The organism is Cupriavidus alkaliphilus (assembly GCF_014191175.1).
Classification (GTDB): Bacteria; Pseudomonadota; Gammaproteobacteria; order Burkholderiales; family Burkholderiaceae; genus Cupriavidus; species Cupriavidus alkaliphilus.
In genome coordinates this window covers 1-23,694 of the sequence record NZ_JACHWE010000006.1, presented here as the reverse complement: position 1 = coordinate 23,694, position 23,694 = coordinate 1, and the positions used below count along the sequence as shown (strand labels likewise).

Sequence of the window (23,694 nt, the reverse complement as noted above, 5' to 3'; positions counted from 1 at the left end):
CTGGCAGCGCGTGCCGCGGGTTGGATCGAAGGGTGCCGGTGTGCGCGAACCATGCCGCAACCGGCAGCGGCCTTACCGCCTGAACGAGTCTGCCGGCATCCGGTCGATGAAGTCGCTGGCGCGCCTGAGGTGTTCGCGGATCAGGTGTGCCGACTTGTCGGCATCGCCGCTGACGATCGCCTGGGCGATCAGGCGGTGCTCATTGACGGATTCCTGCAAGGCTTCGCCGTGGATGGCGTTGCCAAACTGGAACATGATCATCGGCAATTGCAGGCGCCCGATGAAATCCGTGAGCTGCGCATTGTCGCACTCGTCGGCAATGGCCTGATGGAAACGACGGTTCTCTTCGAAGTAGGCCGCCGGGCTCATGGCATGGTGGTCTTCCCAGATCGGCCGGGTCGCGTTCAGGAAGCGCTCGCGCACACAGGCCTCGTCCATGCGGCTGGCGGTACGCCGCGCCGCCAGCGCCTCGAGCTCGGCACGTATTTCGAACAGCTCTTTCATCTCGAGGCGGGTGTAACGCCTGACCATGGTGGTCTGGTTCGGGATGCTCTCGACCAGGCCCTCGGCCGACAGGCGGCGGAACGACTCCCGCACCGGGCCGCGGCTGACGCCGAGCTCGCGCGTCAGGTCAGCCTCGACCAGGCGCTGGCCGGGAACCAGGCGTCCGCTGAGGATGGCCTGCCTGAGGGTATCGACAACATAGTCGAGCGTGCTGCGCTGCGGTTCGGATGGATTCGTCATGTCAGGAGCTCGGCTGGCGATAACCCTGATTGTATCCCACGCTGACGAACACTATTGTCCTACAACATCGTATGTTCATCGATAGCGAGAGACGCTGGGTTGAATGCCGGATGTGCGGGCTAGCGCTACTCAAAAAGCCTATTTTTCGCCGCTTTTCGGCATCTGGATACCAGAATCCTAGCCGACAGAGCGGCATGAAACGTCAATTATTGTCCTACAATCACGTCGACCAAATCGGCGGCATCGACACGGCGCCACCTGCCAGGTGGTGCGACCGGACGGAACATCCGTCCGTCACGAAATCAATACGGAGACATTGATGGCCGCAAGCATCCAGCAAAGCCCGATCGAGGCCGTGTTGCCCGATCTCGAGAAGACCGCCTATGACAAGGTGTTCTGGCGGACCGTGCCCCTGTTCTTTGTCTGCTACGTGGTGTCTTACCTCGACCGCGTCAACATCGGTTTCGCCAAGCTGCAGATGCTCGGCGACCTGGACCTGACCGACAACGTCTACGCGCTGGCGGCCAGCATGCTGTTCTGGGGCTATGTGCTGTTCGAAATGCCGAGCAACCTGATCCTGCACCGCGTCGGCGCGCGCCGCTGGATCTCGCGGATCATGATCAGCTGGGGCATCGTTTCGATCTCGATGATGTATATCGGGCCACTGGCCACGCTGTTCCACACCACCCCGGCGAACGTGTTCTACATCCTGCGCTTCCTGCTGGGCGTATGCGAGGCGGGCTTCTTCCCCGGCGTGGTGCTGTACCTCAACCAGTGGTTCCCCTCGCACAAGCAGAACCGCGTGCTGGCCGGCTTTATGTTCGCGCTGCCGCTGAGCCTGTGCATCGGCGGTCCGGTATCGGGCTGGATCCTGCAGAACATGCAGGACACCCTGGGCCATCGCGGCTGGCAATGGATGCTGCTGATCGAAGGCCTGCCCGCGGTCATCCTGGGCATCGTGGTGCTCGCCCGGCTGACCGATTCGGTGGACCAGGCGCACTGGCTGAGCGCCGAAGAAAAGGCGCTGGTCAAGCGCAACCTCGCCACCGAGAACGCGCATAAGCCGCACAACTTCGGCGCGGCGCTGAAAAGCCCGGTGATCTGGCTGCTGTGCGCGATTCTGCTGGCGATGAACACCGGCTTCTACGGCCTCTCGTTCTGGCTGCCGTCGATCATCCAGGCAAGCGGCATCCAGAACGTCTACCACGTCGGCCTGCTGTCCGCGCTGCCGTACGTGGCGGCGGGCGCATTCATCGTGGCCAATGCCATGCACGCGCATCACACCGGCGAGCGACGCCTGCATGCCGCGATTCCGGCAGGCTGCGCCGGCATCTGCCTGATCCTGAGCGCCGCCTTTGCCAGCCACCTTGAACTGTCGCTGCTGCTGATCTCCGTGGCCGCGGCCGGCATCCTGGGCGTGGCGCCGCTCTTCTGGATCTTCTCTGGCCGTGCCCTGACCGGCGCCGCGGCCGCGGCGGGACTGGCCATGATCAACTCCGTGGGTAGCCTGGCCGGCATCACCGGGGCCATGATTTCCAATGTCGCCAAGAACATCACCGGCAGCGTCCACAGCGGCACCTACGTGCTGGGCGCCTGCCTGCTGCTGTGTGGCGTGCTGATCCTGCTGCTGCCGCGGGCCATCGTGTCGGCCGACGCGCCGCGCCCCTGAGCGCCAATGCCTGCACCCCGACCAACGCGGGCCAAGACAAGGAGAGACCATGGATAAACCATCGCTGCGATCGGAGATGGGCTGGAGCACGGCCGATCGCATCACCGTGCGCGGAATGGACCTGTGCCAGGACGTGCTGGGCAAGCTCGCGCTGGGCGATTTTGCCTTCCTCGAAATCACCGGCCGAATGCCCAGCGCGGCGGAATCGACGGTCTTCAACGCCGTGCTCGCGGTGCTGGTGGAACACGGCATGACGCCCTCGGCCATGGTGGCGCGGCTGACCTACCTGGGCGCACCGGAGTCGATGCAGGCCGCGATTGCGGCAGGACTGTGCGGCATGGGCACGACCTTTGCCGGCACCGCCGAGGGGGCCGCGCGCGTGTTGCAGGCAGTGCGACCACTGGGCACGAGCATGCCATACGACCCCGCGGAGGCCGCCGACGCGGCCGCGCGCATCGTGCGCGAGCACCGCGAGCAACGCCTGCCGGTACCAGGCATCGGCCATCCCGTGCACAAGCCGGTCGACCCGCGCGCCGTCAGGCTGTTCGCCATCGCGCAGGAAAACGGCCTGGCCGGGCCATACGTCGCACTGATGCAGGCGATCTCGCAAGAGGCCGAGCGCGCCTTCGGCAAGCCGGGCCGCCTGCCCGTCAACGCGACTGGAGCCATCGGCGCCATCGCCTCCGAACTTGGCTTGTCCTGGAAGCTGTGCCGCGGCCTGGCGGTGGTGAGCCGCGCCGTCGGCCTGCTCGGCCATCTCGCCGAGGAAATCGAACATCCCATCGCCAATACGCTGTGGGTGCGCACCGAGCACGAATCGTCGTCGCACCTGGTACCGAAGGAGCCGCAATGAAGATCCTGCAGAACATCCGCGTCATCGAGATTGGCCGCTTCATCACCGCGCCATTGGCCGCGCAGCTGCTGGGAGAGTTGGGCGCGGAGGTGATCAAGATCGAATCGCCCAAGGTGGTCGATCCGTTCCGGACCTTCGACGGCGGCATGTACGCGGGACATTTCCAGTCCCATAACCGCAACAAGCGCTCGCTGGCGCTCAACTTCGCCACGCCCGACGGGCGCAAGGTGCTGCAGGACCTGCTGGGCGATGCCGACGTGCTGCTGCTGAACATGCGCCCCGGCAGCGAGGCCAGGCTGGGGCTGGACGCCGCCCACCTGCACCAGCTCAATCCGCGGCTGGTGCATTGCTCGATCACCGGCTTCGGCGCCGACGGTCCCTACGCGCACCGCCCCGCCTTCGACAATGTCGGCCAGGCCCTGTCCGGCTGGATGTCGATGTTCCATCGCGGCACCGACGCGCGCGTGCCTGGACCGCCGGTGTCCGATACCATCTCCGGCATCTACGCCTGCATCGGCATCCTGGGTGCGCTGGTGGAGCGCGCCACCACCGGCCGCGGCAGGAAAGTGGAGGTGTCGATGCTGGAAGCGATGATCGCGCTGGCCACCGAGCCGCTCGGGCAGTTGTCGGCCTATGGCAACGCGCCGGAATTCTTCAGCCGTGCCTCGAAATCCCAGTCATACCTGGTCACCTGCCGGTGCGGGCGCCGCATCGGCATCCACTTGTCTTCGCCGGAGAAATTCTGGCAAAGCCTGCTCGGCGCGATCGAGCGCCCTGACCTGGCACAGGCCTATCCGGACCGCATGAGCCGCGTGCAGGGCTATGACGCCATCGCGGCCGAACTCGGCGCGGTCTTTGCCACCGCTGACCGCGATACGTGGATGGCGCGCCTGCAGCAGCACGACGTGCCGGCGGCGCCGGAACTGCGGCTCGACGAGCTCGACGGCGATGCCCAGGTGCGCCACCTCGGCGTCTTCTACCAGATGGAGCACCCCGACTACGGGCCCGTGCGCGCGGCCAATCGCGCCATCCGCTACGATGGCGACAACGCCAGCGGCTTCCGCGTGCCGCCGGCATTCGGCGAGCATTCGGTCGAACTGCTGCGCGAAGCCGGCTTTGACGCGGCACGCATCGAGCAGCTCATCGCCGCGGGCATCGTCGTCGACCACCAGCGGCAGCCGGCGGCCGGCACGCCGGGTGGCGGCCCTTGCAGTCAAAGATGATTTGCCCATGATCGAACTCGACAAGACCGACCTGAGGATACTGGCCGAGCTTCAGCGCGATGCCAGCCTGACCAACGTGGAGCTGGCCGCGCGCGTCAATCTCTCGCCGTCGCCGTGCCTGGCGCGCGTGCGCGTGATGAAGCAGTCCGGACTGATCAGCAAGCATGTCACGCTGCTGGACCCGCGCAAGCTTGGCCTGAACGTGAACGTCTTCATCCAGGTCAGCCTGGAAAAGCAGACCCGCGCCGGCCTGGAATCGTTCGAGCGCGCCGTGCTGGCGTTGCCCCAGGTGATGGAGTGCTACCTGATGAGCGGCGATTCCGATTACCTGATCCGCGTGCTGGTACCGGAAGTGCAGGCGCTCGAACATTTCATCGTCGACAAGCTGACGCGGCTGGCCGGCGTCGCCAGCATCCGTTCGAGCTTCGCGCTCAAGCAGGTGAAGTACCAGACCGCATTGCCGCTGCCGGAGCCCGTGCACAAGAAACAGGGACGATAACCGCGGTTAGCCGTTTCCGGCACCGCGGACGAACCATCGGCGCACTCCGCAGCAACCCCAATTGTTGTTCGCCAGGCTGGCTCGGTACATTCACGTCGGCATCGCTTGCCGATGCACGCGGCCATCCGCGGCGTGGACGAAATCAGCGGGCGCGCCGGATGGCATGAACGAACAGGAGTAGAAGATGGCGGAGCGGTTTCCGGCGCAGATCCTGCAGGGCGACTTCGGGCGGGCGACGATCAATACGACCGAGCAGGCGATCGTCGAGCACGCCCATCGTGAATTCAATGTGATCATCAAGCTCAGCGGCGCGGATACGAGCCTGCAGTCAGGCGCCGTTTCGCTCAGGGTCGACGATGACTCGGTGATATTGCTCAATCCGTGGGTGGTGCACGCCAAGCATCCCGGCGACAACGGCCCGACGACGATCCTGTCGCTGTTCCTGAACCCATCCTGGCTGGCGGATGAGTTCGCGGAGACGGCGCTGCACCTGGATCACCTGTTTCCCGATCCCAGGGTTGCGCGGGTCGACGAGCTTCGCGAAAAGGTGAACCTGCTGGTCGCCGCCATGTCGACGCGGTCCCTGGATTCGCCGGAAATCTGCGAAGCACGCCTGAAAGCCATGGTGGCCACGGTGGTGAGGCACTATGCAAAGCTGGACGGGGATAGCGTGGCGCTCCGGAACACGCGCCCGACGGATCGCCGCATCAGGAAGGCGATCGCCTATATCCACGAACATGCCACCGAGAACCCCAAGGTCGGCGACATCACCCGGTCGGCAGGCATTTCGCGCTCGCATTTCTTCACGCAGTTCAGCCGCTGCGTCGGGGTCTCGCCCCGGCACTATATCGATAGCCTGCGCCTGGGCATTGCCACGCGCTGGCTGGCCAGCACGGACCGCCCGCTGACCGACCTGGCCGATGAACTCGGCTTCGGCACGCATAGCAACTTCACGCGCTTCTTCACCCGGCACATGGCGCTGTCGCCAAGCGAATTCCGCCGGCGCGCGACGCCGTTGGCTCAGCTTGATGGGTAGTGAAGTCTCCCGGGCCCGCGGCGGCCCCGGACAGGACGCAACGCCAAATTGCAGGCGGCGCAGGCTTGTGCTGGGGCCTGGCAACCGCTAGACGCGTCGCTGTCCGCTCATCGGCTTGAAGGCGCTGCGCTGCCCGATCCGGGCATACCAGGCGTCGAGCGCCGGAAACTCCGCGCACGCCGGCTCCATGATCTTCCAGAGGTTGTAGCTGATCGCCACGGGGATATCCGCGATGGTGAAGCGGGGGCCCGCGACATAGTCGCGCGTGCCGAGCTCGCGCTCCGCCAGCCTCAGCAGCGGCAGGATTTCTGACCGCGCAGCTTCGATCTCCTGCGCCGTCGGCATCGTGCTGCGGGGCTTGACGACAAGGACCGCAAGCGCGCGGATGGCCGGCGCCAGATGCGCGCACTGCCAGTCCAGCCATTGGTCGATGACGGCGCGACTGCGCAGGTCGTCCGACGTCAGCCGGCGCGCCGGGTCGTTTGCAGCCAGGTAGCGAAGAATGGCGTGGGATTCCCACAGCGCGTGGTCGCCGTCTTCGATGGTGGGAACGCGGCCGTTCGGATTCCTGGCCAGGTAGTCGGGCGTGTCGGTTCCCCCGGCAGCGCCGCCGGTCTCCTTCAGCACGTAGGGGAGGCCCAGCTCCTCGCAGGCCCACAGGACCTTCTGCACATTGGGCGAGCCACGGTGGCCCCAGACGGTGAGCATCGATGATCCTTTCGAACAGGGATTGAGACAGGCGCGGGCGCCGGCACCCGTCACGGCGTCACGGCGCCGCCGATCGACGCGATCGCCCTGGTCAGGGTATCCTCCTCGACCTCGGCCTGGCCGCCGCTGGCTGCCACGGCCCCGACCAGCGCCCCGTCGATCCAGATCGGCAGCGAGCCGATGGCAGGCAGCAGCGGCGCGCCGTATCCCAATGACGCGATATTGCCCCAGACCATGGGATGGTCGACATAGCGCTGGCGCAGTGCCCGCCCCGATTGCCCGCCGGTGGCCACGCAGGCAAACGCTTTTCCGCGCGCCACTTCGATCGTGACAAAGGGGGCGCCGTCCATGCGCGCGGCCGCGACCAGATGCCCCGCGCTGTCGACCACGACAAAGCTGAGCGCGGTGCCATGGGCCTGCGCCAGCCGCATGGCGGCTTCCAATACCTGGCTGGCTTGCTGGTAGCCGATCAGCGTGAGGCAATTGGTCTTCGAAGTTTCCGTAGTAGTCATTGGAGTTTCGCTTTTCAGAGATAGGAATGCGTCCCGCGCCTATCGGATGGCGGCGCGGAAGGTGGCCGTGCGGCTCAACAGAAATACCGAAGCCGCTGCCAGGAAGCCTGGCAATGCAATCGCGGCATAGATGCTGGCCGTAGACCACTGCCAGCCCACCAGCCATCCGACACTGACCGGACCCAGCACGGCGCCGATGCGCGCAGCGCCGAGGGACCAGCCCACACCGGTGGCGCGGACGCGTTCCGGATAGAGGCTTGCCGCGAGTGCCAGCAGGGACCCGCCCGCTGCCGACGAGAACAAGCCGGCGAGGCAGGCCGCGATCGCAACCACGGCGAAGTGCTGCGCAAAGGCGCCCAGGCACACGATCGAGATGGCCGCCGCCATCAGCGCCAGTATCAGCGCCCGTTGCGGAGAGACATAGCGGAGCGCGGCGCTGATCAGCACCGTTCCCGCGACGCCGCCGGCGTTAAGCAGGCCCAGCATCGATGCCGCCATGGCAATGGTCCAGCCGGCCTGCCGCAGCAATGACGGCGTCCAGACGCCCACCACGACCAGCACCGTCCAGGTCATCCAGCAGGCCAGCCACAACCACGCCGTGGCCATGCCGCGGCCTTCGCCGAACAATGTCCGAAGCGGCGCAACGCCTGGCGCGCGGCCGGCCTTGCCATGGGGGTGGCGTTGCACCTCGCGGGATTCCGGCAGCAGGTACGCCAGCAGCGGCACCAGCAGAAGCGGTGCGCCGCCGCCAAGCAGGAAGATGGCCTGCCAGCCGAACCGCGGCAGGGTGAAGGCACTCGCAAACGAGCCCACCATGCCGCCGATCGGAACCGCCGCCCACAGCAGGGTGACGACCCGGGCGCGCAGCGCAGGCGGCGTGAATTCGGAGGCCAGGCTGATGAAGTTCGGGGCGACGCCGCCCAGGCCGATGCCGGCCAGGATGCGGATCGCCAGCAGCTGGCCGTACGAGCCGGCCAGCGCGGTGCCTAGCGAACTGAGCGCGATCAGCAATGTTCCCGCCACCAGCAAGCGTTTTCGGCCAAAGCGGTCACCCAGCGCGCTGAAGGTCACGGCGCCGATCAGGAAGCCGACCTGCGAGGCGCTGAATAGAAACCCGAAGTCCTGGATACCGATGCCGATCGACGCCGCCATGGCATCGGCGGCGGGACCGACGGACTGGGTGTCGAAGCCATCCAGGAAGGCCACCAGCCCGCACAGCACGTAGACGCGCCAGGGCAGGCGCTGCGCGCCGTCTGGCGCCGAGGGCGGGGCATCCGTCTGCGTTGCCCCGATATCTTGTTGAAGAGAGACCATGTCAGCAGCCCGCGAGGCGGGATTAAGGAATGCGGGATCGAAGAATGCAGGAAGGCGTGCCTACCGGGCACGCCGGGGAGACCTACGCCTCGGTGCGCAGCGAGCGCGATATCTGCGCCTGGCGCTCCGGGCTGAAGATGCGCTTGGGCAACATGGCCTGCATGACTTTCGGGGACTGGAAGCGGTAGTTGCTGTTGGTCTGGTTCGCGTACTGCGTCACCCGGAAGCTGCCCTCGATACTGCAAAGCGCATACACGTCGTGCCAGGACAGCGCCGTCGCGCCGCTGATCCAGCCGATCATCTGCCTCAGTGCGGCCGTGAGTGCCTCTTCGAGGCTGGATCCCGAGCCGAGCACGATCCAGTGCGTCGGCGTTTCAGCCACCGGCGCGCTCAGCGCAATGCGCTTGTGCAGCACGTACTGAATGCGCAGGTCTTCCATCGCGGTTTCGATGCCGGTCTGGTTGACCGCGCCGTCGCCCTGCGCGGCGTTCGAGTCGCCGGTCCACATCCTGGCGCCGGGCACCTGCACCGCCACAAACAGCGAAGTGCCTTCGACCAGCGCCGGCAGCGACAGATTGCCCCCGTTCGCGCCAAGCAGCAGCGCACTGGTCGGCTTGTCGCCGGCCGGCTGCGCGGCAAGCGCGCCCTGCACCGGCGCCAGCGGGATGCGCACGCCGCCGGCGAACTCGGCAAAGCGGCGCTCGGCGTCGAAGCGGAAGTAATGCAGGTACGGTTCCTGGAAATCCCCGGGTAGCGCGCCCATGCCCTTTACGGTCGAATTCCAGCCCCAGTCGATCGGCCGCAGACGCAGCATCCTGCACTCGATCACGTCTCCTGGCATGGCACCCTTGATGCTCACCGGCCCGACCAGCGATTGCGGGCCCTGCGGATAGCGCTTGCGCACCACGTTGCGCTCGGCAAAGGACATGCCGTACCTGGCTTCATTGCCCCAATGCACCCACGTGTCGGGGTAATGCACGACATCACCCGATTCGATCTCCAGCACCGGGGGCGCGGCCGGATCCAGCTCGCCGACGCGCACCGTCTGCGGCGTCGAGCGCAACGTGTGCACCTTGCCGTGCTGGTTCGGGTCGAACACGCGGACCTGGCTGCGCTCGCCGTCGCCACCGGAGGCGGCCTGCGCCCGCGAGCCGAGGATCATCGACGCGCCGCCGATGCCCGCCAGCTTCAGCATGCCACGCCGGCCGAGCCCGGTGCCGACCTCGGCTACAAGCCGGCGGATAGCGTCAAGGTTCGATGCGTCGGCGTCATCGCAGGCATTCGCCTGGCCGAGGTTGGTTGTCTTTGTGGTCATTTGCTTCCCCCCAAGTTTTGTCCGGTCGAACACTGCCGGTCCCGGCGCTTCTGTCGCACGTGGCGATCGGTCCGACGATACCTGCGGTGGTGCGGCAGCCCTTGCTCGGCGCGTCGGCTCGCTTATCAGATCGTCTGATTTTCAGCGCGGCGCCGCGCGGCTTGCGCCGAGCACCACGGCGGCGAGCCAGGCGCGTTCCGCCCCGTGGTTCAGCCAGCGATGGCGCACCCCGTTCTGGACTACCGTATCGCCCGCCTGCAAGGCGGTCGCGACGCCACCGTCGAGCTCGAGCGTGATCGCGCCACTGAGCACCACGACAAAGTCGATCGACGTGGTCGCATGCATGCCGGGCACTTCCGGATCCATCAGTTCCAGCAGCCCCGGAATGTCCCGCTCCATCTCTTCCCTGGCCCGCCCGAGGTCGGCCGGAGGCTGGGCACGCAGCACTTCCCCCAGCGGCGGCACGCTGAAGACCGAGAAGTGATAGCCGCCCGGCGGCGGCGAGAACTTCGGCGCGGCAGTCGAATCGCCTGCGTTCGGGACCGCGGGCGCTGACGCCGCGCCCCACAGCGGCACCGTGGTCACGCCGCCCGCCAGGGCTGGCGCGCGTTCTCGCACCGCTACGTCAGAGGCGATCACCGCCTTGCCATGCTGCAGACCTGTCACCACGCGCCTGATCTTTTTCATTGGATCGCCTCCCGGGAGTCTTCACTGTTGACACGCCGGACTGGCGGCGACCCATCCCGGCATCGGCAGCCCGTACGCAACGCTGCGCAGTCTAGGGCGGGCTCCGCCATGCCTGACCCGTGGCGACGAGATATTCGGACTGTGGGTTAAGCCTGCGGGCTCTCCGGTCACGAGGATCCACCGGTGCGCGATTACGCTGCGTCCTCACAGGCGGTGGGCAGCACCGGGCAAGCGACATCGGCCAGTCCACCTGTCCCGCCTTTCTTCGTCCCCCATGCACCCGTTCTGAACATGAAGATCATTGCTTATGCCAACGGCAACGCGACCGCGCTTGGCGTCGTCACCAGCCCCACGCATTTCGTCGCGGTCGCGGAGATCGCACCGGATCTGCCTTCCAGCATGGTCGCGCTGCTGGAACTCGAGGACGGACTCGCGCGGCTGCGCAGAGCCGTGGAGGGTGTGACGGGCAATCTCGCCCTGGCCTCGGTCAGGCTCAAGCCATTCCTGGACCGCCCCAATGCCATGTGGGCGCTGGCGCTGAACTTCAAGAGCCACCTCGCCGAGACCGGGCTGCAGACCAACGGCGACTATCCGCATCTCTTCATGCGGATGCCGGCCTCCTACGTCGGGGCGGGCGAGCCGCTCGTGGCCCCGCCCGAAGCAGTGGCGCGCGCGTTCGATTACGAAGGGGAGCTGGGGGTCATCATCGGCAAGCCCGGGCGCTACATCCCGGAGCAGCACGCGATGGAGCATGTGGCGGGATACACCTGCCTCAACGAAGGCTCCGTGCGCGAGTACCAAGTGCACAACCGCCAGTTCGGCCTGGGGAAGAACTTCGAAGCCTCGGGATCCTACGGGCCATGGCTGATGACCCGCGACGAATTCGGCGATCCCGCCACGCATACGGTGCTGACCCGCATCAACGGCGTGGTGCGCCAGCGCGCGCCGCTGGACGACATGCTGTGCGACGTGGCCAAGGTGGTCAGTTACCTGAGCCAGGGCTACAACCTGCGGCCCGGCGACCTGATCGCGATGGGCACGCCGGGCGCTCTGAAGCCTCAACCGGATGACGTCGCAGGCCTGGACCTGTCGCGCCAGTACGGCCTGTTCAAGGTGCCGGGGCTGGTTCACATGCGCCCCGGCGACGAGGTGGAGGTGGAAATCGACGGTCTCGGGACCCTGCGCAATCCGGTCGTTCGTGACGACACCCATCCGGGAACAGCAAGGTAGACGAGACATCCTTGCGCCTGCCGCCAGCGGCGCCGTGGGCCGGTGCGCCTGTCGTGTCCCCTTTTCGAGTTCATAACAAGAGAGATTGGAGGAGAAGATGTTGGAAGCACGTCATTGCCTGAAGCACAGCCTGACCCTTGCCTTGCTCGCGGGGCTGGCCGCCTCGGCCACGGCCCATGCCGACGGGGTGCGGCTCTACGGCCTGATCGACACCTATGTCGGCAGCATCAAGCCGAGCGGCGCGCCACGCAGTTCCTGGCAGCTCGACAACGGTGGCGAGACCACGCCGTTCTGGGGCATGGGCGGCGAAGAAGACCTGGGCGGCGGCCTCAGCACCGTGTTTGCCATCGAGAGCTTCTTCCGCCCCGACACCGGCGAGATGGGCCGCAGCCCGGTCGACGCGATGTTTGCCCGCAACGCCTATGTCGGCCTGTCTTCGAACAAGTTCGGCGAGCTGCGCATCGGCCGGAATTCCACGCCCATGCTCTATCTGACCGGACAGTTCAACCCCTTTGCCGGCTCGACGCGCTTCTCGCCGCTGAACGTGCAGAACTGGATTCCCACGTTCGGGCGGCTGATCCGTGGCGATACCGGCTGGAGCAACGCGGTGCGCTACCTATCTCCCAACTTTGGCGGGCTGAGCTTCCAGCTCATATATGGGCTGGGCGAGGCGGCCACCAACAATGGCACCAACAACATGGGCGCCATGATCCGCTACCAGAACGGCCCGCTGGACCTGGCCGTGGGCGGCAACCACACCAAGACCGGCGCCGCCATCACGGCGCTGGAGCCGAGCCAGAAGGTGCTGTTCACCGGTGCCTCGTACGACTTCAAGGTGCTGAAGCTGTTCGGCACGTTCAACATGACGAAGAACGGGCGCTCCGAAGTACGCACCTATACCTACCAGGCCGGGGTCTCGGCGCCGCTCGGACCCGGCCGGCTCAATGCCAGCTACGCGTGGACCCGGAACGACCGCCGCACCCTGGATGACTTCAACCGCACCACGGCAGCGATCGGCTATAGCTACGACCTGTCCAAGCGCACCGACGTCTATGCCAACTATCTCTACGACAAGCTGACGACCGCCGGCACCGGCAACACCTTTGGCGTGGGCCTTCGCCACAAGTTCTGAGCCGGCAGCCGCGCAGCAGATCGTGCCGGCCAGGACCGGGCAAGGCGAAACAAGCCGCGGTTTGTCCGGCGCATCGCTGGTGGAAACGGCACATCCTGCCGCGCGGCGGTCCTTAGAATGGATCGCAACGTGGTATCGCCACCATCAGAACGATAATTCGACAGGAGACCGCATGCGCTATCCGAAGATCGTCCTTGCGCTGCTGGGGATCACTGCAACGATTCTCGCTGCCGTGCCTGGCGTGGCCGCCGCACAAGATTACCCGGCCCGCCCCATCCGCCTGGTGGTGCCGTTCGTGCCCGGGGGCGTCACCGACGCCACCGCGCGGCTGCTGGCCAACAAGCTGGGGCAGTCCCTGGGCCAGAACGTGATCGTCGACAACCGTCCCGGAGCCTCCGGCAACATCGGCGCCGAGATCGTGGCCCGCTCCGGTGCCGACGGCTACACGCTGCTGCTGGGCTTTGACGGCGCGCTCGTCACCGGCACGCACATCACCCGGCCGCGCTTCAACGTGCTGACGGACTTCGCGCCCGTGACCAAAGTCGGCGATGCCACCCTGATCTTCGTGTCCAGCCCGTCGGTACCAGCGAAGACCTTCAGCGAGCTGGTGGCGTACGCGCGCGCCGGCAAAGGCGGCGGCCTGTCGTTCGGCAGTTCCGGCACCGGCACCACCTGTCATCTGGCCGGGGAACTGTTGCGCGACCAGGCAGGGATCCCGCTGCAGCACATCGCCTACAAGGGCGGCTCGCAAGCGCTGACCGACTTGCTCGGCGGCTCGCTGCCGGTGCTGTGCACGGCGGTCGCCAGCGTGTCGCAGTATGTGAAGAACGGCCAGGTTCGCGCCATTGCCGTGACCGGCAGCCACCGCGTCGCCGCGCTGCCTGACGTGCCGACCTTGATGGAGTCGGGCGTGAAGGACTTCAGCGTCGATTCCTGGGTGGGCATCCTCGCGCCCGCGGGCACGCCGGCCGCCGTGGTGGCCAGCCTGCAGCGGGAAATCCGCAAGGTGCTGGACCAGCCGGATACACGCAGCAAGATGCTCGACCTCGGCATCACTGCGGTCGGCAACACGCCGGACGAATTCGGCCAGCAGATCCGCCGCGACTATGCCAGGTACGGTGAAGTGGTAAAGAAAGCCGGTATCACGCTCAACTAGGCGCGGGCAGTCCGGCAACACCGTTGCCGCATCGCAGCCAGCGCGCTTCCAACCCCATCCTGATGATCATGTTTTCTACCAGCGACCTTTCCGATGCGCACCCCGACACCACTTCGGTCTGCCAGCTGCAGTTCCGCAGCTTCGGCCTGCGCGAGCAATTCTCCGGTCCGTGCGCGACCCTGCGCGTGCAGGAGGACCACCGTCCCGTGCTGCGCCAGCTATCCACGCCCGGTGCCGGCCGTGTGCTGGTGGTCGACGTGGGCGGCTCCCTGCGCATCGGCGTCTTCGGCGACCGGCTGGCAACCCTGGCGGCAAGCAACGGCTGGGCCGGCCTGGTGATCCATGGCGTCATCCGCGACAGCAAGGCGGTCAATGGCATCGATATCGGCGTCAAGGCGCTGGGGACCACGGCGCTGCGCAATGCCGCCGAGCAGCCCGGCGCCGAAGACAATATCCCGCTGCGCTTCGGCAACGTGACGTTCCGCCCGGGCGAGTGGGTGTATTGCGACGCGGATGCCGTGCTGATCAGCCCGGAGCCCATCGGCGCGGCCGCGCCGCAAGACTACTGAGCGTGGAGACACCGAATGTCCGTGCCACATGAACCTGACCGCCCGTCGCCCAGCATCGGCGTGCCGGTACACGGGCTGCACCACTTCGCGTGGCGCTGCCGCGATGCCGAAGAGACCCGTCACTTCTATGAAGACCTGCTGGGTCTGCCGCTGGTCCACATGGTCCGCGCCGACGTGGTGCCCAGCACCGGCGAACGCTGCCCGTATGTGCACTTGTTCTTCGAAATGCAGGACGGTTCCTGCATCGCCTTTTTCGACCTGGGGGATGACCAGGCCGCCGCGCCTTCGCCGAACACCCCGCCCTGGGTCAATCACCTGGCGCTGCGCGTGGCGTCGCGCGAAGACCTGCTGCAGGCCTGCCATCGCCTGAAAGCCGCCGGCGTCGACGTGCTGGGCGTGACCGACCATCATTTCCTGGAATCGATCTACTTCTTCGATCCCAACGGCATTCGCCTCGAGCTGACCACGCCGACCGGCGACCCCGAGCACGCCCGCGCGGCGCGCGAGAGCGCCCATCGCCAATGCGCGGAATGGGTGGCGGAGAAAGCCAGGGCGCGGCAGCAGCGCCCCGGGCCAGAACCCGGCTGACGCACACCGCGGCTAACAACCCCAGATCAACGGCACAGCCCCGGCCGGCCGGTGGCGCCCATTCACGATGGGCGCCTGTTTCCGGCCGCGCCCTGCCGACGCTCACACCTTTGCGGGCACATCCGCACGCGGTTGTGCCCCTTTACCCATCCAGGACCTTACCCAAGGGATGCGCAATGCCTGACCTTTCACGCAAGCACGAGTTCGACCGGGTGCCGGTCATTATCCAGTTCCAGGAGCCGGCCGGCATGGCCGAGACCTACGGCTTTGCCGGCAGCCAGGGCTACACCTTCCTGGAGGGGCAGCGGCTGGTACCGCGTGGCGCGCCCTCCAGCGTGGTCTACCTCTTCATGCATCCGTCGTCCACGCTGCAACTGATGCCGATGCCGGTCGCGCTGGCAGAGGCGGGCATGCACGTGCTGTGCGCCGCCAGCCGGTACGCCAAAAACGATACCGCCCTGATCATGGAGAAAGTGGCATTCGACCTCGGCGCCTACATCCGCCATGCGCGCGAGGTGCTCGGCTACGAGAAGGTGGTGCTGGTGGGCTGGTCGGGCGGGGGCGCGCTGTCGCTGTTCTACCAGGCCCAGGCGGAGTGCGCGACCATCACGCATACGCCGGCCGGCGATCCGTACGACCTGACGCAGGCGCGCCTGATACCGGCGGACGCCCTGATATTCGTGGCCGCGCACCTGAGCCGGCCCGAGACCCTGACCGAGTGGCTGGACCCGTCCGTGACCGACGAGCTCGATCCCGACCGCCGCAACCTGGAGCTGGATATCTACGACCCCCGCTGTCCCTATCAGCCGCCGTACCCCGCGGAATTCGTCACCCGCTTCCGCCAGGCGCAACGGGCACGCAACCGCCGCATCAGCGACTGGGCCATCGACATGCTGGCCCGGCTCAGGGGCGGCGGCACGGAACTGGAACGGGGCTTCGTCGTGCATCGCACCATGTGCGATGTGCGCTGGCGCGATACCACCATCGACCCGAACGGGCGGAGGGCGGACTGGTGCTATCTGGGCGATCCGCGCGTGGTCAACTCGGGACCGGTCGGCCTGGCACGCTATTCGACCCTGCGCAGCTGGCTCTCGCAATGGTCGTATGACCATTCCAACATCAAGGGCCCGGTGAATGCGGCACGCATACGGCATACGCCGGTGCTGCAGATCGAGAACGGCGCCGACGACGCGGTGCCCGCCACGCATAATCCCCAGGTGTTCGAGGCGCTGGCGACTGCCGACAAGGAATTCGTGCGCATCGAAGGCGCCACGCACTACTACCTCGGACAGCCCCGGCAAATGCAGCAGTGCCTGGAGATCGTCGCCCGCTGGGCCGAGCGCAAGGTTGCGGCATAAGCTGGCAAGACGCCAAGACGGCGGCACAAGACCGCCGTCTGCTTTATCCGCGCAAGCCAGTGGCGATCACGGCAGCGGCGGCTTGGGCAGGCGCGTCTCGCCCGGCTCCAGTTTCAGTTCCACATCGAGGCGGAAGCCGCCCTTGCCGTCGGGTTCGAAATCGCGCAGCAGCGACCCGACCGCGCCGAACGCCGCGTCGCTGAAGGCATAGGGATCGAGCGCGTCGAAGATCTGCGTGGTCAGCACCTTGTGGCCCGGTGCGATGGCGATGAAGTGCAGGTGCGCCGGACGCATGTGGTCGCGGTTCTGCAGCTTCAGCAGTTCGCCGCAGGGGCCGTCGATCGGCACGCCATAGCCCGACGGCCGCACGCTGTCGAACCAGAAGCGCCCGTCGGCGTCGGTCTCGAACACCGCGCGCAGGTTCATGTCTTCCTGGTGTTCGTCCTGGTTCTCGTACAGGCCGCTCGGCGCGGCCTGCCAGGTTTCGATGCGCGCGCCGGCGATGGGTGTGCCGTCGATCGACACGACGCGCCCCTGCACGAACAGCGGGTCGCCGGTGGTGTCAGGGGTGGCGATGTGCGCGCCGTTGGGGCGGACCGGCTGGTTGGCGCGCCAGAACGGGCCGATCAACGCGGGCTCGGTGCCGCCGGCGGCCAGCACTGCCTTGGCGTCCATCAGCAGCACCAGCGTGGCCAGCCCGAGGATATCGGCCAGCAGGATGCCCTCATGCTTCTTCGGCCCGGTGGCCTGGCCGATGCGGACCATGAAATCCAGGCCGGCGTGGAGTTCCTCATAGGTCAGCTGCACCTCGGACGCGAACGCATGCGCATGCCGGATCAGGGCATCGAGAACGGTGCGGGTACGCGCGTCGGCGGTGCCGGCGTTGGCCTTGAGCACGGCTTCCAGCAGCGCCTCGGGGGTGGCGGGAATCGATTGCGGGGCCGCCGCGGAAGCGGCGCTGGCGCGGGCTACGGAAGCAGAAGTCATAGTGTGGTCAGCTCTTGTGGAAGTGGGGATGGAATCTGGCGCGCAGCGGGGCGTCGAAATGACGCCCCGCCCGATGCCGCAGGCGCCTGCGCGTTGACCACGCGTCCGGGTCGCCGCGAATGTCGTCAGCCTTCTGTGCGCGGCTGCGCCGTGTCCGCCCCGCTTTCCTTGATATAGCCGTCGTCGCCGTAGACCAGGCCGGTGGACTCGGCCGCCTTGACCACGTCCGGGTGCCAGGCGATGCGGCCGCATTCCTCGTCAGTGCCGCCCACCACAGAGTAGACTACCAGCGCGTGGTCGTTGGGGTTGCGGAAGCCGCGCATCACGCCGATCGGGCAGGAGATCACATCCCACTGGTTCAGCATCAGCGAGTACTGTCCCTTCTCGCCCCAGATGACTTCCATCTGGCCATTCAGCGGGCAGAACACTTCCTCGGTCTTGTGCGCATGCAGGCTGGCGCCTTGTCCGACCGGGATTTCGATGAAGGTCACGCCGAAGCGGTGGTTGCCGGGGATTGCGGGCTCGACGCCTTTGTTCTCGAGCACGCCGCGATTCATGATCTTGTAGATGTTCTTCTTCATCCCGGGCAGGCGGCTTTCGATGAAGGTCTCGCCGTAAGGCTTGACCTTGCCCCAGCGCGCGATGCGGGTAGCTTCCATTTCCTGCGGGGTCGGATCCATATTGCTTCCTCGGTGTCATGAAGTTGGGAAAAACGAGAGGGCGTTCGCCTCTGTTCGTGCAACTTTATGAACCGCCAACAGGCACGTCCAACATCATTTTTTGCCGGGCGCCATAACTATCCGGTATCGGGTTTTGCGCCGGCAGACTGCGTGTGCCGGACCGGGAGCCGGTTGCCAGACGTGCGGTACGCGCGCAGCAACCGGGCGGTGCGGCGCCTGGCGCCATCCCCAATCCGCCGTTGCTTTCACCACAAAGCCCAACCTTGCGCCTTGACGCCGCAGCCACGGGATAGGCATCATTCGGTCTTTTCCGAAATGCGAATTATTCGCATTTGTATTGACATTCACCTACAGGCCTGCCTGTCTTCTGCTGTTCCATCATGAGCCGCCAAGTCCCCCGCGCCGCACGTGCGCGCGCACCCCAACCCCGCCATCTCGCCGTGCTGGCGCAACTTGCCGTGCTCGCCGGCTTTCCGGCAACGGCCGCGCTGGCGCAGCAAGCGGCGGCGCCGGCCGATGCGGCGTCGCTGCCGGCGGTGACCGTGAGCGCGTCGGCGGTGGACGATTCCGGCCTGCAGCTTGAGAAAAAGGCCAGCACCGGCGCGCTGGGTTCGCGCACGCAGCTGGACACGCCCTACTCGACCACCATCGTCACCGGCGAAGACCTGGCCGAGCGCCAGGTGGCCAAGCTCGGCGACGTGTTCACCATGGATGCGTCGGTCAGCGACAACGGCAACGGCTACAACAGCTGGTCCAGCTACCTGAGCGTGCGCGGCCTGCAGATCGACTGGCAGAACGGCTTCAAGATCAACGGCCTGCCGTTCGTGGCCTACGGCATCACGCTGCCGTACGAGCACATGGAGCAGGTGGAGCTGCTCAAGGGCCTGCCGGGCTTCATGTACGGCTTCGCCACGCCGGGCGGCATCGTCAACTACGTCACCAAGAAGCCGACCGACACCTTCACAGCGTCGTTCGAGCTGGGCTACCGCGCCGCCAATGTGTGGAGCGAGCACATCGACCTGGGCGGCCGCGCCGGCCCCGGCAATATGTTCGGTTACCGCCTGAACGCGACGCATGAAGAAGGCACCCCCTACAACGCGCGCAACATCCGGCGCGACAGCGTGTCGCTGGGCCTGGACGCGCGCCTGACCAAGGACCTGACCTGGACCTTCGATTCGATCTACCAGGACCGTCGCGCCACCGGCCAGATGCCCTCGTTCAGCCTGTGGAGCTATGGCGATACGGCGCTGCCGGGCGCCGTGTCCGGGCGCATCCGCAACTTCGCCGGCGCCGACCAGCACCTGAACACCAACCTGCAGCTGTACAGCACCGGCCTGCGCTACCAGATCAATCCGGACTGGGCGGTCAGCACCAGCTACAGCTTCACCAAGGTCAACCGCAGCCGCAATGAAAGCACCTACAACCTGCTGAACCAGGCCGGCGATTACATCGACCAGCGCTACGACACCGCGCAGAACCAGCAGGTGGGGCAATGGCAGGCGATGCTGGAAGGCAAGTTCCGCACCGGCCCGTTCGGGCACCAGCTGGTGGCGGGCCTGTCGTGGCAGAAGCAGATCGACCGCTATGACAACAACGGCTTCGGCGCGGTCATCGGCACCGGCAACATCTTCGCGCCCAATACCAACACGTATTACAGCTCGACCGCCTTCAACAAGGTGCGCAACAGCGACATCACGCAGAAGTCCGTGTTCGCCAGCGATACCGTGCAGCTGAGCGAGCGCTGGTCAGTGCTGGCCGGCCTGCGCGTGACCAACTTCGAACAGAACGGCTATGTGCCGGTCACCTCCAGCTACAGCAAGAACGGCGTGGTCACGCCGACGCTGGCGCTGATGTTCAAGCCGGTGCCCGCCGCCACGGTCTATGCCAGCTATGTCGAGGCGCTGGAGCCCGGCTCGATCGTGCCGGACGGCTACACCAACGCGCGCCAGCTGCTCAGCCCGATCCGCAGCAAGCAGTATGAAATCGGCGTCAAGGCCGACCAGGCCGCGTGGAGCGCGACCGCGGCCGCCTTCCGCATCGAGCGCGGGGCCGAGTACGACAGCATCAGCGGCGGCGTGCCGACGCGCCAGCAGGAGGGCACCTCGATCTACCAGGGCCTGGAACTGGCGGGCGTGTACCGCCTGGGTTCGCAGTGGGAGTTCGGCGCCAGCGCGATGTATCTCGATTCGTATTACGACAAGGGCGTGGCCAACAGCGGCAACCGCGTGGCGGGTGCGCCCGGCTTCATCATGGCCGGCCGCGTCAGCTACCGCGTGCCGTTCGTGCCGGGCCTGCGCCTCGGGGTCGATGGCAAATACACCGGCAGCACCAAGCTCAATGCGGGCAATACGCTGGACGCCGGCGGCTACACGGTGTTCAACCTCGGCGCCAGCTACAGCACCCGCGTCGCCGGCAAGGACCTGACGCTGCGCGCGGCGCTGAACAACGTGACCAACAAGCGCTACTGGGGCTTCCAGTACGAGAACTACATCCAGCCGGCGGACCCGCGCAGCATCAGCCTGACGGCGAAGATCGCGTATTGAAGGCCATCGCCCGCCTGCACCAGCACCCGCTCTCCGGAGCGGGTTTTTTTTTTCGTCGCCGATTTCGCGGGGAATGACGCAGGTGCGCGATTGATGCGGTTGACTTCGTGGATGCGCGGGCCCTCACCCTCGGCCCCTCTCCCGCTTGCGGGAGAGGGACAACCGGACCGCATTCGCAGAATTATTCCGTTCGGCGCGGCGTGACTTTTGCCCCACGGCGGCCCGCTTCCGCCTTCAGGGAAAACGAATGTTGACAATCACGAATCTGTGATCTACAACATCGTCTACACACTCAATCGATTTTGTAGACAATTTAGTAGACACATAAACACCCACCCCTGGCGCACCGCAAAGAGCCCCGAAGGGCCGCGCGTCGCCTATCGTCAAGACACACATCTGCCAGGAGACTCAGATGATGCAAACCACCGCCACACCCGCCGACGCAGCGCAGGCGCAGGGCGGGCATGCCGCACACGGCAATGCCCTGATCAAGCCCAGCTATGACGAACGCCTCACCAATGAGGACCTGGCCCCGTTGCGCAAGCAGACCTGGGGCACCTACAACATCTTCGCGTTCTGGATGTCCGACGTGCACAGCGTCGGCGGCTATATCACCGCCGGCAGCCTGTTCGCGCTGGGCCTGACCAGCTGGCAGGTGCTGGTGTCGCTGCTGGTGGGCATCGTGATCGTGCAGTATTTCTGCAACCTGGTGGCCAAGCCCAGCCAGGTGACCGGCACGCCTTACCCGGTGATCTGCCGGGCCTCGTTCGGCGTGCTCGGCGCCAATATCCCGGCCATCATCCGCGGGCTGATCGCGGTGGCGTGGTACGGGATCCAGACCTACCTGGCGTCGAGTGCCTTCCTGGTGCTGGCGCTGCACTTCTTCCCGGCGCTGGCGCCGTATGCCGACGTCAAGCTGCATGGCTTCGCCGGGCTGTCGACGCTGGGCTGGGCGTCGTTCATGGTGTTGTGGGTGCTGCAGGCACTGGTGTTCTGGACCGGCATGGAGACCATCCGCAAGTTCATCGACTGGGCCGGCCCGGCGGTGTACGTGGTAATGATCGCGCTGGCGGTCTGGCTGGTGAACAAGGCCGGCTGGGAGAACGTCAACTTCACGCTGAGCTTCGTCAAGTACACCGGCTGGGAAGCGGTGCCGGTGATGCTGAGCGCGATCGCGCTGGTGGTGTCGTACTTCTCCGGCCCGATGCTCAACTTCGGCGACTTCTCGCGCTATGCCAAGGATTTCAAGTCGGTGAAGCGCGGCAACTTCTGGGGGCTGCCGGTCAACTTCCTGGGCTTCTCGCTGCTGACCGTGATCACCACCTCGGCCACGCTGCCAGTGTTCGGCAAGCTGATCACCGACCCGGTGGAGACCGTCAGCCATATCGACAGCACCTTCGCCATGCTGCTGGGCGCGTTCACCTTCATGACCGCAACCATCGGCATCAATATCGTCGCCAACTTCGTCTCGCCGGCGTTCGACTTCTCCAACGTGTCGCCCAAGCACATCAGCTGGCGCACCGGCGGCATGATCGCCGCGGTGGCTTCGATCTTCATCACGCCCTGGAACCTGTACAACAACCCGCAGGTGATCCACTACACGCTGGACGTGCTGGGCGCCTTCATCGGCCCGCTGTTCGGCATCCTGATTGCCGACTACTACCTGGTGCGGCGCCAGCATGTCGAGGTGGATGACCTGTACACGCTGAACCCGCGCGGCCGCTACTGGTACCGCAACGGCTTCAACCCGGCGGCGGTGGCCACCATGATTCCCGCGGCCATCATCCCGATCCTGTGCGTGGTGGTGCCGGCCTGGCAGGCGGCCGCCAACTACAGCTGGTTCATCGGCATGGGCATTGCGCTGGTGCTGTACCGGCAGCTGGCGCCCCGCATGATGCCCGGGCACCTGGGCAGCCGCGCCGCCACCCAGGCGTGACGCCGCCCATCCTTGAACCGACCCACGATTACGACCGCACCGAACCGAGCCGTGTCCATGAAGCTGAAGATCATCAACCCCAATACCACCCAGAGCATGACCGACAAGATCGGGCAGTGCGCCGCCGCCGTGGCGGCGCCCGGCACGCGCATCAGCGCGGTCAGCCCGCGCATGGGCCCGGCTTCGATCGAAAGCCACTATGACGAAGCCCTGTCGGTGCCGGGCATCCTCGACGAGATCCTGGCCGGCGAACAGGAAGGCGTGGACGGCTACGTCATCGCCTGCTTCGGCGACCCGGGCCTGTACGCCGCGCGCGAAGTAGCGCGCGGGCCGGTGATCGGCATCGCCGAGGCCGCCATGCACATGGCCAGCGTGGTCGGCAGCAGCTTCAGCGTGGTCACCACGCTGGCGCGCACCTGCAATATCGCCTGGCACCTGGCCGAGCGCTACGGCATGAAGCGCTTCTGCAACAACGTGCGCGCCTGCGACCTGCCGGTGCTGGAGCTGGAGCGCCCCGGGTCCGATGCGCGCCGCATCATCACCGAGGCCTGCCGGGTGGCCCTGGCCGAAGACCGCAGCGAATGCATCGTGCTGGGCTGCGCCGGCATGACCGACCTGTGCGACGAGATCGCCGACGCCATCGGCGCGCCGGTGATCGACGGCGTGTCGTGCGCGGTCAAGCTGGCCGAGGCGCTGGTCTCGGTGCGCCTGGGCACCAGCAAGCGCGGCGACTGGGCACGGCCGCTGCCCAAGGCCTATGCCGGCATGCTGGCCCCCTATGCCCTGAACTGAATCCTATGTCTTCCCGCACTTTGTCCGCTTCCACCACCATGCTCCAGTCCCGCTATCCCCGCGATCTGATCGGTTACGGCGCCCGTCCGCCGCACGCCCGCTGGCCGGGCGGCGCGCGCGTGGCGCTGCAGTTCGTGCTCAACTACGAAGAAGGCGGCGAGAA

At 66.4% G+C, this 23,694-nt stretch carries 22 protein-coding genes and 1 pseudogene; 15 read left to right on the top strand and 8 right to left on the bottom strand.

Annotation, left to right across the window (positions count from 1 at the left end):
- Positions 1–72: 72 nt before the first annotated feature.
- Complete coding sequence (locus tag FHX60_RS20250; RefSeq protein WP_183284404.1) at positions 73–744, bottom strand: GntR family transcriptional regulator; 672 nt, start codon at positions 742–744, stop codon at positions 73–75.
- Between the two features lie 319 nt (positions 745–1,063).
- Between FHX60_RS20250 and FHX60_RS20245 the strand changes: the two genes are divergently transcribed.
- From FHX60_RS20245 to FHX60_RS20225, 5 genes are all read left to right on the top strand, one after another.
- Positions 1,064–2,413, top strand: coding sequence for an MFS transporter (locus FHX60_RS20245; RefSeq protein WP_183284403.1), 1,350 nt, complete (start codon positions 1,064–1,066; stop codon positions 2,411–2,413).
- Between the two features lie 49 nt (positions 2,414–2,462).
- Positions 2,463–3,266, top strand: a complete 804-nt coding sequence (locus FHX60_RS20240; protein ID WP_183284402.1) for a citryl-CoA lyase — start codon at positions 2,463–2,465, stop codon at positions 3,264–3,266.
- Positions 3,263–4,489, top strand: coding sequence for a CaiB/BaiF CoA transferase family protein (locus FHX60_RS20235; protein ID WP_183284401.1), 1,227 nt, complete (start codon positions 3,263–3,265; stop codon positions 4,487–4,489). Before FHX60_RS20240 ends, FHX60_RS20235 begins: the two co-directional genes overlap by 4 nt.
- A 7-nt stretch (positions 4,490–4,496) precedes the next feature.
- Complete coding sequence (locus tag FHX60_RS20230) at positions 4,497–4,988, top strand: Lrp/AsnC family transcriptional regulator (RefSeq protein WP_183284400.1); 492 nt, start codon at positions 4,497–4,499, stop codon at positions 4,986–4,988.
- A gap of 184 nt (positions 4,989–5,172) precedes the next feature.
- Entirely contained in the window at positions 5,173–6,024 is an 852-nt protein-coding gene (locus FHX60_RS20225; RefSeq protein WP_183284399.1) for an AraC family transcriptional regulator, read from the top strand.
- An 87-nt stretch (positions 6,025–6,111) separates the two neighbouring features.
- Here FHX60_RS20225 and FHX60_RS20220 read toward each other — a convergent pair whose 3' ends face one another.
- From FHX60_RS20220 to FHX60_RS27790, 5 genes are all read right to left on the bottom strand, one after another.
- Positions 6,112–6,732 carry a glutathione S-transferase family protein gene (locus tag FHX60_RS20220; RefSeq protein WP_183284398.1) on the bottom strand — a complete coding sequence of 207 codons (621 nt, stop codon included), beginning with the start codon at positions 6,730–6,732 and terminating at the stop codon, positions 6,112–6,114.
- A gap of 50 nt (positions 6,733–6,782) precedes the next feature.
- Positions 6,783–7,244: a GlcG/HbpS family heme-binding protein gene (locus tag FHX60_RS20215; protein WP_183284397.1), complete on the bottom strand. Its 462-nt coding sequence runs from the start codon at positions 7,242–7,244 to the stop codon at positions 6,783–6,785.
- A 39-nt stretch (positions 7,245–7,283) separates the two neighbouring features.
- Complete coding sequence (locus FHX60_RS20210; protein ID WP_183284396.1) at positions 7,284–8,558, bottom strand: MFS transporter; 1,275 nt, start codon at positions 8,556–8,558, stop codon at positions 7,284–7,286.
- A gap of 82 nt (positions 8,559–8,640) precedes the next feature.
- Positions 8,641–9,906, bottom strand: coding sequence for an acetamidase/formamidase family protein (locus FHX60_RS20205; protein ID WP_311730085.1), 1,266 nt, complete (start codon positions 9,904–9,906; stop codon positions 8,641–8,643).
- A 108-nt stretch (positions 9,907–10,014) separates the two neighbouring features.
- Positions 10,015–10,560 (bottom strand): cupin domain-containing protein, encoded by a 546-nt coding sequence (locus tag FHX60_RS27790; RefSeq protein ID WP_260164260.1) that lies wholly within the window; start codon positions 10,558–10,560, stop codon positions 10,015–10,017.
- Between the two features lie 291 nt (positions 10,561–10,851).
- Between FHX60_RS27790 and FHX60_RS20195 the strand changes: the two genes are divergently transcribed.
- The 6 genes from FHX60_RS20195 (at position 10,852) to FHX60_RS20170 (ending at position 16,593) form a co-directional block, all read left to right on the top strand.
- Positions 10,852–11,790: a fumarylacetoacetate hydrolase family protein gene (locus FHX60_RS20195; RefSeq protein WP_183284395.1), complete on the top strand. Its 939-nt coding sequence runs from the start codon at positions 10,852–10,854 to the stop codon at positions 11,788–11,790.
- A 97-nt stretch (positions 11,791–11,887) separates the two neighbouring features.
- Positions 11,888–12,922 carry a porin gene (locus FHX60_RS20190; RefSeq protein ID WP_183284394.1) on the top strand — a complete coding sequence of 345 codons (1,035 nt, stop codon included), beginning with the start codon at positions 11,888–11,890 and terminating at the stop codon, positions 12,920–12,922.
- Between the two features lie 172 nt (positions 12,923–13,094).
- A complete protein-coding gene (locus FHX60_RS20185; protein ID WP_183284393.1) occupies positions 13,095–14,078 on the top strand; it encodes a Bug family tripartite tricarboxylate transporter substrate binding protein in 984 nt (327 codons plus the stop codon).
- Positions 14,079–14,140: 62 nt separating this feature from the next.
- The gene (gene rraA, locus FHX60_RS20180) at positions 14,141–14,647 is read left to right on the top strand and encodes a ribonuclease E activity regulator RraA (protein ID WP_260164258.1); all 507 of its coding nucleotides are present in this window, start codon (positions 14,141–14,143) and stop codon (positions 14,645–14,647) included.
- 15 nt (positions 14,648–14,662) lie between these two features.
- Complete coding sequence (locus FHX60_RS20175; RefSeq protein WP_183284392.1) at positions 14,663–15,235, top strand: VOC family protein; 573 nt, start codon at positions 14,663–14,665, stop codon at positions 15,233–15,235.
- A gap of 176 nt (positions 15,236–15,411) precedes the next feature.
- Positions 15,412–16,593 (top strand): alpha/beta hydrolase, encoded by a 1,182-nt coding sequence (locus FHX60_RS20170; protein ID WP_183284391.1) that lies wholly within the window; start codon positions 15,412–15,414, stop codon positions 16,591–16,593.
- Between the two features lie 66 nt (positions 16,594–16,659).
- Here the strand turns inward: FHX60_RS20170 and FHX60_RS20165 are convergent, their stop codons facing one another.
- Together FHX60_RS20165 and FHX60_RS20160 are read right to left on the bottom strand one after the other, a co-directional pair.
- Positions 16,660–17,580, bottom strand: coding sequence for a dioxygenase family protein (locus FHX60_RS20165; RefSeq protein WP_112775734.1), 921 nt, complete (start codon positions 17,578–17,580; stop codon positions 16,660–16,662).
- 125 nt (positions 17,581–17,705) lie between these two features.
- Positions 17,706–18,260, bottom strand: coding sequence for a cupin domain-containing protein (locus FHX60_RS20160; RefSeq protein WP_183284390.1), 555 nt, complete (start codon positions 18,258–18,260; stop codon positions 17,706–17,708).
- A gap of 380 nt (positions 18,261–18,640) precedes the next feature.
- Between FHX60_RS20160 and FHX60_RS20155 the strand changes: the two genes are divergently transcribed.
- The 4 genes and pseudogenes from FHX60_RS20155 to FHX60_RS27785 form a co-directional block, all read left to right on the top strand.
- A complete protein-coding gene (locus FHX60_RS20155; RefSeq protein WP_183284389.1) occupies positions 18,641–20,803 on the top strand; it encodes a TonB-dependent siderophore receptor in 2,163 nt (720 codons plus the stop codon).
- A 412-nt stretch (positions 20,804–21,215) separates the two neighbouring features.
- Entirely contained in the window at positions 21,216–22,739 is a 1,524-nt protein-coding gene (locus FHX60_RS20150) for an NCS1 family nucleobase:cation symporter-1 (protein ID WP_112775731.1), read from the top strand.
- Positions 22,740–22,796: 57 nt separating this feature from the next.
- Positions 22,797–23,531: an aspartate/glutamate racemase family protein gene (locus FHX60_RS20145; RefSeq protein ID WP_018005616.1), complete on the top strand. Its 735-nt coding sequence runs from the start codon at positions 22,797–22,799 to the stop codon at positions 23,529–23,531.
- A gap of 38 nt (positions 23,532–23,569) precedes the next feature.
- A pseudogene (locus FHX60_RS27785) lies at positions 23,570–23,694 on the top strand (allantoinase); the annotation flags it as partial.